Source organism: Kosakonia arachidis (genome assembly GCF_900116535.1).
Classification (GTDB): domain Bacteria; phylum Pseudomonadota; class Gammaproteobacteria; order Enterobacterales; family Enterobacteriaceae; genus Kosakonia; species Kosakonia arachidis.
This window is the reverse complement of the sequence record NZ_FPAU01000004.1, coordinates 397,478-412,007: the sequence shown is the minus strand read 5'-3', so window position 1 is coordinate 412,007 and position 14,530 is coordinate 397,478. Positions and strand designations below refer to the sequence as shown.

Here is a 14,530-nt window from a genome sequence, read left to right as displayed (position 1 = left end):
TCAAACTGAGCGTTCTGGCATTTAAAACCGCTTGTATCGTAGTCAGTTAAACCCACAAGGATTTCCTTAATGAGAAAGATCGAACTGAGCCATAAGTTCCTCCATTCACTCTCGGGCCGTACCCCAAAAAAAATGTTGTCGGGAGTTGTCCTGGCATTACTGTCCACCCCAATACTGGCAGCAGAACAGAAACAGGGCAACGAGTTGACTCTGGGGGGAGGTGTGGATGTTGCGCCACTTTATTCTGGTTCGGATGAAAACCGCGTCACTACGGCCCTGGTGATTGATTACGCTATGGTAAATGGTTTCTTCGTCAGTACCACGCGTGGTATCGGTTACGGTAACAACATCGGCAAATTTGATTACAGCACTGCGCTGAGTTATCGCGCAGGCAGAAAGGATCGTGACGTGGACAGCAACTCGCTCAGCTACGGTAGCGACTATCTGCGAGGTATGGGTGACGTTAAAGGCTCAGCTATCGGTGTGCTTAGCCTGGGATACAAGGTGACCGACTGGCTTAATTTACAATTGCAGGCTGAGGTGCCGATGTCTCAGCGAAGCAATGGTGAAGCCCTGCATTTCAGCATTGTCAGTCCACTCTATACCTCATCGAAAAATTCTGTGACGCTGGCACTGGCCAGCAGTTGGGGGACCAGCAAGTACATGCAGACTTACTACGGGGTAAGTGCATCACAATCGGCCGCATCAGGGTTTACTCGATATGATGCCAAGTCTGGAATTTATGCCTATTCCCTGAATATGGACTGGACGCACAAGATCAACCAGGACTGGAGCGTAGATGCCGCAGCAGGTTTTACGCAGTTGACTGGTGATGCGCGCAATAGCTCAATTGTGCAACGGAAAACATCGCCCACAGGAAGCCTGAAAGTGACATATAGCTTCTGATCGTTGTTCGACGTGTCTTCTCGGCAGCGTGTCGCTATGCACTGTTAATAAATACACATTCGGTCCGCCCTGGCTCAGATATAGTGGCGGTACTCAACTCGCCAAATCACCCTGATTATGCTCTATCGCTCAGAGTTATGTTATTAACTATGCTCAATTTGAGAAGCAACAAATAGATTTAAAAATGACCGGGAAAGTGTCTCGGGCCGTAGAGGGTAGATTTGTCTACAAGCTCGGGGCACTCCAGCCTTGTCCGTGTCTCAAATACCAAAATTTTTGGTTATTAAAGAGGAAAAGATGACGCACACAGGGCGCGGAGCGGTGTTAACGTCGCACCATATTGATTTGCTGCGTCACGAATGCGCTGCGGAAATACTCGCGCAGCGCCGCCATCGCCGGGGTGAAGTGGGCGTCATGACGCCATGCCAGACCGACGCTCATCGGGTGCACATGGTTAACCAGCGAACGGGTCTCGATGCGCCGCCCTTCCAGCGACCATGGGCGATAAACCAGGTCCGATAAGATGGCGATCCCCGAACCATTAGCCACCATGCTGCGCACCGCCTCGACCGAACTGGTGCGCAGGATAACGCTGGGGCTGGCGCCGGCCTCTTCCCAGTAGCGCATGGCACTCTCTGCGGCTTCATCCACCGTGAGCATAATGAAAGGTTCCCCGGCCACATCCTCCAGCGTCACGTGCGATTTTTCACATAATGGATGCCGCGATGGCAGCCACAAGCGGCGCGTAGAATTAAACAGGGTTTCGGCATAAATCGATTGATGGCGTAAATTGCCAGTCAGCACCAGCGCCATATCCAACGTCTGGTCAACCAATCCTTGTTCAATATCCTGTCGCTCATACTCAAACAACTGGATATCAATGTGCGGGTAGTCCTGCGCCAGCCGTTGCAGATGGAACGGCAGAAAATAGCCAAGCACCGTGTAACTTGCCGCCAGGCGCAGCGTGCCTCGCGCGCCCGTGTCATTAACCGGCATACTGCGCACAGCATTATCCACTGTCTGTAACACGGTATAGGCATGGTTAAGAAAATGGTTCCCGTAGTCGGTCAGCATCATGCCGTGCACCGAGCGGGTAAACAGCTTCTTGCCCAATAGCTGCTCCAGTTCCTGAATCGCCCCGGTGACCGCCGACTGCGAAATATTAAGATGCACGGCCGCCAGCGAGATCTGCCCCATTTCGGCGGTGGCAACAAAATAACGAACCTGGCGTAATGTCAGCATCTCTGCCCTCCTCTTTTTATTTAAGCAAACACGTTGGCCGATGAGCGTTCTGTTTTTCTGATATCAGACTATCTAAAAATACTACTTTTCGGATACAAATAAATCTTCATATAGTGAATTAACACCCCAAAACGTGAATAAGAAATTATTATGATGAAAACGGTCGATATCAACTCCGATATAGGAGAAAGTTTTGGTTCATGGATAATTGGCGATGATGTTGATAATGAACTTATGACGATAATCAGCTCCGCTAATATTGCCACCGGGTTTCACGCTGGCGATCCCAATATTATGCGAAAAACCGTCGAGTCGGCCAGAAAAAATGGCGTAGCCATTGGCGCACATCCGGGATTTAATGATTTACAAGGATTTGGTCGCCGCCATTTGTCTATTCCGGTGGACGAACTGGTTAACGATATTATTTACCAACTGGGAGCATTGCGTGAATTCGCACGCTTGTACTCCTTGCCATTGCAGCATATTAAACCGCACGGCGCGTTATATATGCACCTGGCACGGGATGAAACGGCAGCGCAATGTTTTGTTGCTGCCCTGCATCAACTTGACGCCGGCCTTTATCTTTACTGCATGGCGGGTTCCGCCGTCTGGCAGGCAGCGCAGCGGCTGGCACACCCGGTAGTCACCGAGTTTTACGCCGACAGAGAATATGACGATCAAGGGTTTATTGTCTTCACCCGCAGTACCGGGCGTCTTAGTGTGCAGGCGATCACCGACAAAGTGTTAATGGCCTGTCTGGAGGGGAAAGTCAAAACCGTTACCGGCAATACCATCCCGATTCGTTTCGATTCTATTTGTATCCACAGTGATACACCCGGCGCACTGGAAATTATCAGCTCGGTAAAAATGGCGCTCATTAATGCAGGTATAAATGTCTGCTCACCGGGTATGGTTTAATCATTCCCGCTTATCTGGAGAGAAATACGATGTCTGATATTGAAATTATTTCGCCATTGCCGGGTATTTTTTACCGGCAACCCTCACCGGAGGCTGAACCTTTTGTGCAGGAGGGCGATAAAGTCGAACCCGATACCATTATTGGCTTAATTGAAGTGATGAAGCAGTTCAGTGAAATATTCGCCGAGACGCACGGCATAATCAGAACCATCACCATACAAAATGGTGATGCCATCGAACCCGGACAGGTGATAGCCATAATAAAAAACGATAATGAATAATCACTGCGGAGGATTTATGACGGGGAAAATAAAAAAATTATTGGTCGCCAACCGTGGGGAAATAGCGGTGCGTATTATTCGTGCTGCGCAAGCGCTGGGGATCCCAACGGTGGCGGCATGCAGCGAGGCGGACAGTGAAAGCCTCGCGGCAAAACTGGCCGATGAGGTGTGCATTATCGGCCCGGCGCCAGCCGCGCGCAGTTATCTCAACATTAATGCCTTGCTGGATGCCGCCGCGCAAACCGGTGCAAATGCGATCCACCCTGGCTACGGTTTTCTGTCGGAAAATGCCCAGTTTGCCGAGCGTGTTGAACAGGCCGGGTATATTTTCGTCGGCCCCGACGCGCAAACCATTCGCATCATGGGCGATAAAGCCGCAGCCCGCCGCACAGCAGCAGAAGCCGGTGTGCCAGTCGTTCCCGGCTCCAGGGTGCTGGAAACGGTGCAGGCAGCGCAAGTTCGTGCCAGCCAGATCGGTTATCCCTGCCTGATTAAAGCCGCAGCCGGTGGCGGTGGTCGCGGTATCCGCGTGGTAGAAAATGATGAGGCACTGGCGCGGGAATTCCCCGTTGCCCAGAGCGAATCGAAAGCCGCTTTTGGCTCCAGCGCAGTCTACCTCGAACGTTTTATCGCCCGCGCCCGCCATGTTGAAGTGCAGATCCTCGGTGATGGCGAGCGAGTGATCCACCTGTTCGACCGCGAGTGCTCGTTACAGCGCCGTCGGCAGAAAATATTTGAGGAAGCGCCCTCGCCTGCCCTGAGTCCTGCCCAGCGGGCCGCGCTCTGCGACAGCGCAGTGCAACTGGCGCGACACCTACGCTACCGCGGGGCAGGCACGCTGGAATACCTGTTTGATGAAACGCGCGGCGAGTTCTGGTTCATTGAGATGAATACCCGTATCCAGGTGGAACACCCGGTAACCGAGATGGTAACGGGTATCGATCTGGTGCAGTGGATGTTACGCATTGCCAACGGTGAACCGCTAACGTTGGCGCAATCGGATGTGCATCTGAGCGGCAGCGCTTGCGAAATGCGCATTAACGCCGAAGATCCCGACAAGAACTTCTTCCCTTGCCCTGGCAGGATAGACGCGGTGGTGTGGCCGGGTGGCGAAGGGATCCGTGTCGACAGCCATGTCTTCAGCGGTTACAGCGTTCCCCCGTGGTATGACTCCTTGCTGGCGAAGGTGATTGTCTGGGGTACCGATCGCGCCGACGCGCTGGCCCGCGCCCGCCAGGCACTGGGAGGGCTTGAACTGCGTGGCATCAAAACCACCGCCCCGCTGCATCAATGGCTGCTGCAACACCCACAATTGTTGGCGGGGGAATTCACCACCACCACCCTTGAGCAGTGGCTGGCGGAGCGCGACAGTGCGGCAACGCCCCCGCTACAGGAGAACCGTCGCTATGGCCAATAATCCGATTCGCTACTCGTTTGGCGGAGATGAACATCTGTTTGCTGAAATTGACCAGTCCATGTCGTTAAAGGCTTTTTTTCACGGCCTGACGCTGACGCGGGCACTGGAGGCGTGCCAGCTCCCGGGTGTGCTGGATATTTGCCTGGCGAACGCCTCTTTCCAGGTACGCTTTAACCCGGACGTGCTGGCACCGCAAACGCTGCTCGACACGCTGCAGGCGCTGGAAGCCGATAGCGAAGGCGACACAACGCTGGCGACACGCATTATTGAGGTGCCGGTGCTGTACAACGATCCGTGGACACACGAGACGTTAATGCGTTTTCGCGATCGCCACCAGGCACCGGAAGGCAGCGACCTCGACTATGCCGCACAGATCAATGGTTATGCGGATAAAGACGACTTTATTGCCGCCCACAGCGGTACGCCGTGGTTCGTCTCGATGGTGGGTTTTGTCGCCGGATTGCCGTTTATGTACCAGATGGTCGAGCATGACAAACAGCTCCAGGTACCGAAATACCTGCGTCCGCGTACCGATACACCCGCGTTATCCCTCGGTCATGGCGGCTGCTTCGGCTGTATCTACTCGGTGCGTGGCGCTGGCGGATACCAACTGTTTGGCATCACGCCAATGCCAATCTATGACCCGACGCAACATCTGCCGTATCTGCAAAGCGAAATGGTGTTCTTCAAAGCGGGCGACATTGTGCAGTTCCGCGCCATCGATCACCAGACTTATGACGACATCAGCGAACAGGTGAAAAAAGGCATGTTTTCGCCGCGCATTCGCGAGGTGACCTTTGTGCTTGCAGACTTCGTCGCCGATCCGCAGGGCTATCCTCAGTTGTTGAAAAGGGGGTTGTATGACCATCAATGTGATTAAACCTGGCCTTGCCACCACGGTACAGGATGCAGGGCGTGAAGGCTATTACCACCTGGGCATTCCCCCTTCCGGCGCGTTGGATCCCTATTCAATGCAGATGGCGAACCTGCTGGTGGGTAACGCAGCCGATGATGCGGTGCTGGAGATGACGCTGCTCGGCCCGGAGTTACATTTTTCCACCGATGCACTGATCGCGGTGTGCGGCGCGGCGATGACACCGATCGTCGACAATCAACCGGCGGCTACGCACAGCGCACTGTATATTCACGCCGGGCAACATCTGCGCTTTGCCCCTGCACGCCAGGGATGCCGTGGTTATCTGGCAATTGCAGGCGGCCTTGATGTGCCGCGCGTACTGGGAAGCCGCTCGACCTATACGCTGGGAACTCTGGGGGGCTTTCAGGGGCGGCGACTGGCAGCAGGTGATGTGTTGAACGTGCAGCCAGTAAACGCGGATCGCTTCCGCCGCGAGGGGAATACTGTTCCTGAGGCATTACTGCCGATGCTGGAGAAATCCGTCACTCTGCGACTGGTGCCGGGCCTCTATATCCACCGACTGACGGATGCCGCGGTCGCTACCTTCTTTGCCGACGACTGGCATGTCAGTACCGAAGCTGACCGCACGGGCTACCGTCTGAAAGGCGGGCAGCCGCTGGCGTTTAACCCACGAACGCCACCGTTTGGCGCAGGCTCCGATCCCTCCAATATTGTCGATGCCTGCTACCCCATTGGTTCCGTTCAGGTGCCGGGTGGTCTTGAGCCGATTGTCCTGCTGCGCGATGCGGTATCGGGCGGCGGCTATATGACGCTGGGGACCGTCATCAGCCCCGATCTGGCCATTCTGGGTCAGTTACAACCGAATCAACACGTCCGCTTTATGCCAGTAACACTGGAAGAGGCGTTGGCTGCCCGCCGCCAGTCTCAACAGCGACTGGCGCAACTGGCGAACGTGTTGCGTTAACCCTGCCCGGGGCTTCGCCCCATGGCATCACTTTGATTGCGTGTTTCAGGAGGTTGCTATGGCTTCAGCTCCACAATCCCGCTCGGCGGAAAATGTTGGTCAGTCAGCGCTGTCGGACCCGACGCGCATGGGGAAATTCTCCCTGACCATGGCGTGGTGGGCGGTGTGCAGCGCTATGTTTTACATTGTGGTTGGCGCGTCTTTGGCACTGACCTACGGGGCGATTAACGCCATTATCGGTATGGCGCTATCCGTTATTTCCTATGGTTTGATTAATGGCGTGATCAGTCGTTTTGCCATTCGCAGCGGCTTGTCTGTCGCCCAGTTCTCACGCCGCCTGTTCGGGCGGATGGGGGCATCGCTGGCGACCCTGATCTTCTTCTCCACGGCGATTTATTATGCCGTGTTCGAAGGCTCAGTGATCGCCTTCGCCCTCAACCACCTGTTCCCGGGTATGGTCTACTGGGCAGCGGCGGCACTGGTGGTGATATACAGCGTGCCACTTATTTTCGGTAGCGTTCAGCACTGGCTGGATAAATTCAACGGTGTACTGCTGCCGTTTTACCTGGTGGGGTTGCTGGCGACGATCGTTGTTTCCGTGATGCATTACGGCTACCAGGCAAACTGGCTTGAGTATGGCCCGGCCAACCCTTCACGGTGGGGCTGGTGGAACTGCTTCACCTATTACATGGGTGTATGGGTACTGATGATGTACACCTTTGACTACGCCCGCTTTGGCCGTGAGGAAGACAGCCAGTACCACGCACGCTTTAACTTTGGTATGCCCTTTTATCTGGTCACCTTTTTCCTGAATGGCGTCGCGGGGATTTACCTCGCCAGCAGTCTGCACGACGGTGGGGCGCTCAGTGAAACCGCCGTTGTCGTGGCGATATTAAATCTCCTGGGCATTGCCGGGCTGGGGTTTGTCTGGGTGACACAGACACGGATCAACACGGCCAACTATTACCTGGCAACCGTCAATATGCAGGTCTTCTTCCACAGCTTGTTTAACCTCAAATTACCGAAGCTGGTCTGGGCCTGTGTAGTCGGTGTGGTGGTGTACATTCTGATGCTGGCGGATGTGTTCGCCTGGCTATTGCAAGCACTGGCTTATCAGGGAGTATTTGTCGTGGCCTGGGTAGGTGTCGCGCTGGCCGGGATTGCCCACAATGTCCCGCACGACCATGAGCATGTAGCAGTTAATCCAGTCGGCGTGGGCGCGTGGTTTATCAGCGTGGCACTGGGGATTGTGCTGATGCAGGGGCCTGCTTCACTGGCCTCGTTCTCGGCGGTGGCCACCTTTGTCTCGGCCTGCGGTTTGTACACGCTGTTCAGCCAGTGGGCGCGGGTAAGTGAAAATAAACTGCTCAAGCCACGGCGCTCAGCCAGCGTCCGCCGCTGACAGCACCGGAAAACAGAAAAGCAATAAGCCCGCTAAAATGAACTGCCCCCATAAAGCTGGACGGTTTATATCAGGCGGCTTTCAGTGCCTGAGTTCGGTACTTTACCGGACTCAGGCCTTCCTGGCTGGTCAGCACGTCGTTCACGACAGCCTCAGGTCTATATTCCAGACGCTTGCCCTTTCAGGTTGCCCTATCAATAGCCCCGGATAGTCCGCAAACGGCAAGCGCCCGGTTTTAAATGACCGCGCCGTCGATGGAAGTGAGTCATTGCCTGTGCGCGACCGGGATAAAATAATAACCCGCCCAAAACGATAACCCTTCGCCGGAAGCGGGTTTTTGATGCCTGATCCATGAGGAACAGGAACAGAGGATGGGCTATCGCTCGTGTGGAAGATCAGACATTCCCTCTATTATCCTCTTCCACTGCCTGCATGATACGTTGCAGGATATCCGGAAAAGCGGACTGAACACGGCTCCAACTGGGTATGAAGGGTTTTTCGTTCGGCCGTTTAATAAATGCTTCCCCTGCATCAAGGATTGCCTGGGTGAACATTTCTACCGCCGCTTCTTCAACGTGCCGGTCAAAACTGAGGCCATTCATTATGGCTTCGTGGTTGTAGATCTCCATCATATCCAGCGCATTGCGATAGTACGTCGCTTTCAGCACGCGAAATGAATCGCCGGTAAGAGGTACTCCCATGGTTGCCAGCTTGCGCAGCAGCGACTGCACGATGTCATTACTCATGCGCTTTAGCCCGCCGGTGCCATCTTCCTCCGCTAATGGCTGATGCTTGTGATCGTAATGATCGGTGATTTCGACCTGACAAGTCTGACGTGTGGTGTAGTTCCTGTAGATCTCTGATAACACGCCAATCTCTAATCCCCAGTCGCCGGGGATCCGGATGCCGTTCAGCACGCGTGTGCGCATGGCGAACTCACCGGACAGCGGATAACGGAAACTGGTGAGATAGTCCAGGTATTCAGAATGGCCATACACTTTTTGCAATGAACGCAAAAGCGGACCAACAAGCAAACGACCGACGCGCCCATTCAGTTTGCCGCCCTCAGCCCTGGCGTAAAACCCCTTGCAGAACTCATACTGAAACGCCGGGTTGGCCAGCGGATACAGCAGGCGTGCCAGCATTCCGCGCTCGTAGGTGGTGATGTCGCAATCATGCAATGCGACGCAGTGTGAGCGATCGGAAGCCAGCGTATAACCCGCACAGAACCAGACGTTGCATCCTTTGCCTGGCTGCTCTGGTGCCAGGCCTTCTTTGCCCAGTTCGTCAGCCAGGCTCTTAAGGCGGGGGCCGTCATTCCACAGAATGCGATGCCGCTGTGGTAGCCGGGAGAAAAACTCGCGCGCAAAGAGAAACTGCTGGCGATCGGCGCGATCAAGGCCAATCACAATCTCTTCCAGCCAGGGGACTTTCGCCAGCTCCCTGACGATATTATCCATAGCCGGGCCCTCCAGCTCTGAGAATAGCGCAGGCAGAATCAACCCCATTTTTCGTTTTTGGGCAAAGCGAACCATCTCTTCGTCCAGGGATTCGACACGCCGGCGGGTAAGATTGTGAAAATTAGTCAGTACACCATTCTGATAAAAATCACTCATTGTTTATCCTCCGGTCTGGCACCCATTGCAGGGTTTAATAAAAAATAATCCAGCCCCTCACGCCAGCCTTCCGGGCCAGCAAGGGTGGTGTAATAAACGTGTTCTTCGTCAGTACGCGGCAAAACCACAGATTTTGTGCCTGTTCCCTTAATCACTACCGCATAATCGACGCGCGTCAGCATGGGGATATCGTTCGGGCCATCGCCTAAACCTATCGTGATCCGGGGGTTGCCCTCCTGTTGTTCAAGCTGTTGCCGCAACCAGACCAGTGCATGGCCTTTGTCGCAACCTTCGGGCATGACATGCCAGAAACGTCCACCACGGGTTAAGGCAAGCCCATGCCCTGCCAGCGCAATACGGAAATCTTCGAGCCGTTGTTCATCATCTCGCCATAGCAGCACTTCCGACGCATCGCGCAGACGGCTTAGATGTGCCTCCGCCAGCGTCAGGCCTGTATAGTCAGCAACATCCGCATCGCTTAACGCATGAAAACCGGTAAAACAGAACCGGCTCCTGAGCGCGTCCAGGTGCTGACATAGCACACGGTACTCCTCACCTGGGGTATCGGCTCCTGTGGCCTCCCCTGTCATCACGATACGTGCGCCGTTTTCAGCAATAAACGGCGAACCCGCGATACCGAGCTGTTGCTGTAATGGCACGATCTCTGCTGCAGTTTTGCTGGAGCAAATAATTACCGGGATGCGAGATTGTTTCAGCCGTGCGAGCCACTGGCGGGCCGCATTCCAGTTGTAGTCATGGTGATCCAGTAATGAGCCGTCCAGGTCGCTTATAATCAGTAGGGAGGAATTAAGGCCGATCATCATTACTCCTTCTGGTATCCCCAGAGAAAACGAGTTAACGGTGCACTATATCGTCATAGGGTCGCGTCGAAATCAGGGCATAACCTGGTCTGCCTCCTTTTCGCCTGCGTGAATGGAACATCAGTACAAAAGTGTAGTGTGTCCGGTATTAAATGGTCTGTTACAGCAAGAATTAATTAAAACAAGAAAATCCTGCCACGTATACCCGGTAAAAATTACCAATAAATGCGCTTTAACTTTTGGACCGATTATTATCACCAATGATGAAAATAAATATTCAGTCACAATCACCACTATCATTTTCAGATATATCCAATAGGCGACGCTCTCTTATAGCTGTTGTCGTCTTCTTATATTCCGGCGAGCTAACTCGCGGCTGTGCGGTCAGTGTTACAATACGGGCGGGAGGATAATGTGAATATCAACAGCAACAAGCTCAATAATTACGCCCCGAATATGTATTGTGGAAGAATATTTCATCCAACAACCCAATCCAGCGTGACTTATCCTGTTAAAGTCCGAGCTGGATATTATGTAGAATCACACCGTTATTTAGGATAAATCGCATTATTGTTTTTTTCTGACATCTTAGGGGATTTTTTAATTTACCGCTCAAATGATAAGGTCTTTCCGTGGTTATGCTATGGTATTAATTAACATAATTCATTTCATACGAAGGCGGTTTGTTATTAAACGAAAGTATGACTTGCATATTAGCCGAGACACTATTCTTGATATATGAGAAGCTATTTAGCAGTTGCGTCATATTGAATGTAAATCCGCATTACTCATAAACGTCTCCCTTCTCATCTCTCTTATCCTGGCGAGGATCTGTTCTGTTTGCTGACTTTTCTGACTGAGATAGTGCGTCATCCAGTGGATCAGCATCTTTTCATCAACACGGAGATCAAACGCTTCTCCTTTACGGCAACGCCAGTCATCATTTAGCCGCAAATCAAATGCAAGGGCGGTCTCTTCATCTTCCGGAAAAGCACCAATGCTGTAGTAAGCATCCTGATAGAACGCGCTAACCTGATTAATATGCGTCATCGCGCTACGGTCCGTCTGCAGGTAAAAACGAATCTCACGGTGCCGGGAGAAGTAACGTTCGACCGACGCGGCCAGATCTTCAACCGTAAATAACGAAAAATAGCCTCCCAGCCATTGGATACCGTTGACCAGCCTGTTATTGAGACGTTCAATAAATCCGTTTACATCACCTTTGCGGACCTGATGAATGACGTGCACCCAGCGGGTAGTGAACTCCATAGCAATCAGGCTGGTAGATCGCCCCATTTTCACGGCGTGCACGACCCATTGCGTAAGATCTTGCACGTTTAGCTTTTCCTGCCGTTCGGCGACTGTGTCCTGTACAGAAGACGCGGGCTCAAAAAAAACCTCATCGCGACCCTTTTTGTATTTTCCATATAAATGGGCGGCAGCATCGGCGGAACAGTTGATAATAATCATGCCGTTATGTCCTTGGTCGCTACGTTGAAACATACTCAAAAGTGACGGCACGTTAAAGTGCGGACGGGTCGGCAGGGATCTGCCATGTGCTTCTTGTCAGATTATTGCGGGCTTCGGCCTCAGCGGTTGAAATCCTCATACCGAACGTTCTCAGCGTTGAAATGCCAGCGGCAATACGCTGCATTTCAAACCAGCATAGACCATCAAGTGCGCTCACCGTACTTTTCAACTTTGTCGCGGTAAGCTTTGCTTAGGCGGTAACCTGCCAGAGCGAAAGAGTTAGCCACTTTTACAAAAAATATGGAGCAGCGTAACCACGCCACCGATGCAGGTGTTAAGCGGACATCCGGCCCTGGGTTATCCGTGCTCCGCTTAAAGATTCATCACCTGCTGCCGATAAATCCTGTACAGTTATATGCATAACTGTTCTTTAGTTGTTTGTTCTACAACACAGGATGATCAAAATGGATCCGATACAAATTGCCTCTCTGGCCAGCAGCCTGGACTCCTATCAGCTTGATGGGCAGGTCAGTACGCTGGTGCTCAAAAAGGCGCTGGATGCTCAGAAGTCAATGGCTTCCGATATCATTCAGCAGATCCCTCAGTTACCATCCAACCCGGCAATTGGTCGTAATATCAATACGACGGCCTAGTCCGGTCTACCCACGGGCGCGAAAGGGAAGATAGTGCGCCCGTCGGTAACATACCTCTGCAAGGCCCGTGATTTCTTGCGGGCCTTTTTCATGCCCTTAGCTTGCTTAGCATTGATTATCGGCGTAGCCTGTAGCCAATTAAAACCGATCGGTCTAAATTATGGCTAACGAAACGGCAGCGCTGGCAAAACCCCGTCGAGGGCGTCCACCAAAGGTGGAACGCGACTTCGCGGATACCCGCCAGGCGCTGATTCGTTCAGGCCTCGAAGTGATCACCGAAACCGGCTATTTAGCCGCCGGAATTGATGCGGTGATCAAAAACATCGCCGTGCCAAAAGGTTCGTTCTACCACTGCTTCAAGAGCAAGCAGGAGTTCGGTATGGCGGTGATCGAGGCTTATGGCAGCTTCTTCGCGCATAAACTCGGCACGTTTTTACTCGATACACAACACGCCCCGCTGCAACGGATAGAGGCTTTTGTGCTGCATGCAGGTCAGGGGATGGCGAAATACGATTTCCGCCGCGGCTGCCTGGTCGGCAACCTGCTACAGGAAACACCACTTTTACCGGAAACCTTCCCCGAACGCCTGCAGGCGATCCTCAACGCATGGGAAAGCCGCGTCGCAGCCTGCCTGGACGAGGCAAAACTGCGCGGCGAGCTGGCGACAGACGTACCGCCCGGCGAACTGGCTCGCCAGTTCTGGTCCAGCTGGGAAGGCGCAGTGATGCGCGCCAAACTGTTCCGCTCTGTGGATCCCCTCAACCAGTTCTGGGCGTTCTTCCGGCACAGTATTACAGCGAAATAACACCTGCACAGGACGGCAAAACTGCCGAATAATCAACGTTATCCGACGAGGAAAACGCAGTCATGAAAGCATTAGTTCTGGAACAGCTTGAGAATAACACCCTGGCGGAAGTCAAAGACGTGGCGCTGCCTGCGCTGGCCGAGGGCGATGTCCGGGTCGATATTGACTGGTCCAGTCTCAACTACAAAGACGCGCTGGCCATCACCGGTAAAGGCAAAATCATTCGCCAGTTCCCGATGGTGCCGGGCATCGATTTTTCCGGCCGCGTCAGTGAAAGCCGCGACCCGCGCTTTGTGCCGGGCCAGTCGGTTATTCTCACTGGCTGGGGCGTGGGTGAAAATCATTGGGGTGGCCTTGCGGCGCAGGCCTGCGTGAAAGGCGACTGGCTGGTGCCTTTGCCGGAAAATTTGAGCGCACGTCATGCGATGATCATCGGCACCGCCGGTTTTACGGCCATGCTGTGCGTGATGGCATTGCAGGAAGCCGGGGTGAAACCGCAGGACGGCAAAGTGCTTGTCACCGGTGCCAGCGGCGGCGTGGGCAGCACCGCTGTGGTACTGCTGAAAGCGCTGGGTTACACCGTTGCTGCCGTTACAGGCCGCGAATCCACCCACGATTTTCTCCGCCAGTTGGGTGCTGACGAGATCCTGCCGCGCAGCGATTTCGAACAGACGCGCCCGCTGGAGAAACAACTGTGGGCCGGCGCGGTCGATACTGTCGGCAGCCATGTGCTGGCAAAAGTGCTGGCGCAGACTAACTATGGCGGGTGCGTGGCGGCCTGCGGCCTGGCGGGCGGTTTCGATCTGCCGACCACCGTCATGCCGTTTATCCTGCGCAACGTCCGCCTGCAAGGCGTCGATTCAGTTATGGTGCCGACGGCGCAACGTCCGGCAGTATGGCAAAATCTCGCCCGCATCCTGCCGCAGAGCTACTACCAGCAAGCGGCAACGGAAATCACGCTGGAACAGGCACCCGCGACCGCCGCTGATTTCCTGCAAAACAAAATCCAGGGCCGCACGTTGGTGAAGATCAGCGGCTAACCTCTGCCCCGGCGCAGTGCCGCGCCGGGCGCTTCCCCCGTTTCCTCTGAATCCCCGCCTGCACGGCTTTTGTTTCACACGCCTGTGACATACTATCGGAAACCGCCGTAGAAGCAGA

Annotated in this window: 13 protein-coding genes and 1 pseudogene; 10 read left to right on the top strand and 4 right to left on the bottom strand. The window is 53.9% G+C overall.

The genetic code is table 11. The features are described from left to right. The first annotated feature begins 69 nt into the window (after nucleotides 1-69). Nucleotides 70-906, top strand: a complete 837-nt coding sequence (locus BM427_RS16840; protein WP_090123452.1) for a MipA/OmpV family protein — start codon at nucleotides 70-72, stop codon at nucleotides 904-906. Nucleotides 907-1,230: 324 nt separating this feature from the next. On the opposite strand, the gene BM427_RS16835 is transcribed toward BM427_RS16840, so the two are convergent. Then, nucleotides 1,231-2,148, bottom strand: a complete 918-nt coding sequence (locus tag BM427_RS16835) for a LysR family transcriptional regulator (RefSeq protein ID WP_090123450.1) — start codon at nucleotides 2,146-2,148, stop codon at nucleotides 1,231-1,233. 150 nt (nucleotides 2,149-2,298) lie between these two features. Between BM427_RS16835 and BM427_RS16830 the strand changes: the two genes are divergently transcribed. The 6 genes from BM427_RS16830 to BM427_RS16805 are packed head-to-tail and all read left to right on the top strand — an operon-like array spanning nucleotide 2,299 to nucleotide 8,007. After that, a complete protein-coding gene (locus tag BM427_RS16830; protein WP_208809139.1) occupies nucleotides 2,299-3,066 on the top strand; it encodes a 5-oxoprolinase subunit PxpA in 768 nt (255 codons plus the stop codon). A 29-nt stretch (nucleotides 3,067-3,095) separates the two neighbouring features. Beyond that, on the top strand, nucleotides 3,096-3,347 hold the full coding sequence (locus BM427_RS16825) for an acetyl-CoA carboxylase (RefSeq protein ID WP_090123448.1): 252 nt from the start codon (nucleotides 3,096-3,098) through the stop codon (nucleotides 3,345-3,347). Between the two features lie 16 nt (nucleotides 3,348-3,363). After that, nucleotides 3,364-4,764 (top strand): acetyl-CoA carboxylase biotin carboxylase subunit, encoded by a 1,401-nt coding sequence (locus BM427_RS16820; RefSeq protein ID WP_090123446.1) that lies wholly within the window; start codon nucleotides 3,364-3,366, stop codon nucleotides 4,762-4,764. Continuing rightward, nucleotides 4,754-5,644, top strand: a complete 891-nt coding sequence (locus BM427_RS16815; protein ID WP_090123444.1) for a 5-oxoprolinase subunit B family protein — start codon at nucleotides 4,754-4,756, stop codon at nucleotides 5,642-5,644. The genes BM427_RS16820 and BM427_RS16815 overlap by 11 nt, the downstream gene beginning before the upstream one ends. Continuing rightward, nucleotides 5,625-6,605, top strand: a complete 981-nt coding sequence (locus BM427_RS16810) for a 5-oxoprolinase subunit C family protein (RefSeq protein ID WP_090123442.1) — start codon at nucleotides 5,625-5,627, stop codon at nucleotides 6,603-6,605. The genes BM427_RS16815 and BM427_RS16810 overlap by 20 nt, the downstream gene beginning before the upstream one ends. Nucleotides 6,606-6,663: 58 nt before the next feature. Beyond that, nucleotides 6,664-8,007 carry a purine-cytosine permease family protein gene (locus BM427_RS16805; RefSeq protein WP_090123440.1) on the top strand — a complete coding sequence of 448 codons (1,344 nt, stop codon included), beginning with the start codon at nucleotides 6,664-6,666 and terminating at the stop codon, nucleotides 8,005-8,007. Nucleotides 8,008-8,402: 395 nt separating this feature from the next. On the opposite strand, the gene BM427_RS16800 is transcribed toward BM427_RS16805, so the two are convergent. The 3 genes from BM427_RS16800 to BM427_RS16790 form a co-directional block, all read right to left on the bottom strand. Then, the gene (locus BM427_RS16800; protein WP_090123438.1) at nucleotides 8,403-9,623 is read right to left on the bottom strand and encodes a glycosyltransferase family protein; all 1,221 of its coding nucleotides are present in this window, start codon (nucleotides 9,621-9,623) and stop codon (nucleotides 8,403-8,405) included. Next, nucleotides 9,620-10,444 carry a mannosyl-3-phosphoglycerate phosphatase-related protein gene (locus tag BM427_RS16795; protein ID WP_090123436.1) on the bottom strand — a complete coding sequence of 275 codons (825 nt, stop codon included), beginning with the start codon at nucleotides 10,442-10,444 and terminating at the stop codon, nucleotides 9,620-9,622. Before BM427_RS16795 ends, BM427_RS16800 begins: the two co-directional genes overlap by 4 nt. 762 nt (nucleotides 10,445-11,206) lie before the next feature. After that, nucleotides 11,207-11,914: a DUF6933 domain-containing protein gene (locus BM427_RS16790; protein WP_090123434.1), complete on the bottom strand. Its 708-nt coding sequence runs from the start codon at nucleotides 11,912-11,914 to the stop codon at nucleotides 11,207-11,209. A gap of 464 nt (nucleotides 11,915-12,378) precedes the next feature. Between BM427_RS16790 and BM427_RS16785 the strand changes: the two genes are divergently transcribed. The 3 genes and pseudogenes from BM427_RS16785 to acuI all read left to right on the top strand — a co-directional run bounded on the left by BM427_RS16785 (nucleotide 12,379) and on the right by acuI (nucleotide 14,412). Next, complete coding sequence (locus tag BM427_RS16785) at nucleotides 12,379-12,567, top strand: YjfB family protein (protein WP_090123432.1); 189 nt, start codon at nucleotides 12,379-12,381, stop codon at nucleotides 12,565-12,567. Between the two features lie 160 nt (nucleotides 12,568-12,727). Then, a pseudogene (gene acuR, locus BM427_RS16780) lies at nucleotides 12,728-13,404 on the top strand (acrylate utilization transcriptional regulator AcuR). A gap of 30 nt (nucleotides 13,405-13,434) precedes the next feature. Beyond that, a complete protein-coding gene (gene acuI / locus BM427_RS16775) occupies nucleotides 13,435-14,412 on the top strand; it encodes an acrylyl-CoA reductase (NADPH) (protein ID WP_090123428.1) in 978 nt (325 codons plus the stop codon). Nucleotides 14,413-14,530: the final 118 nt, after the last annotated feature.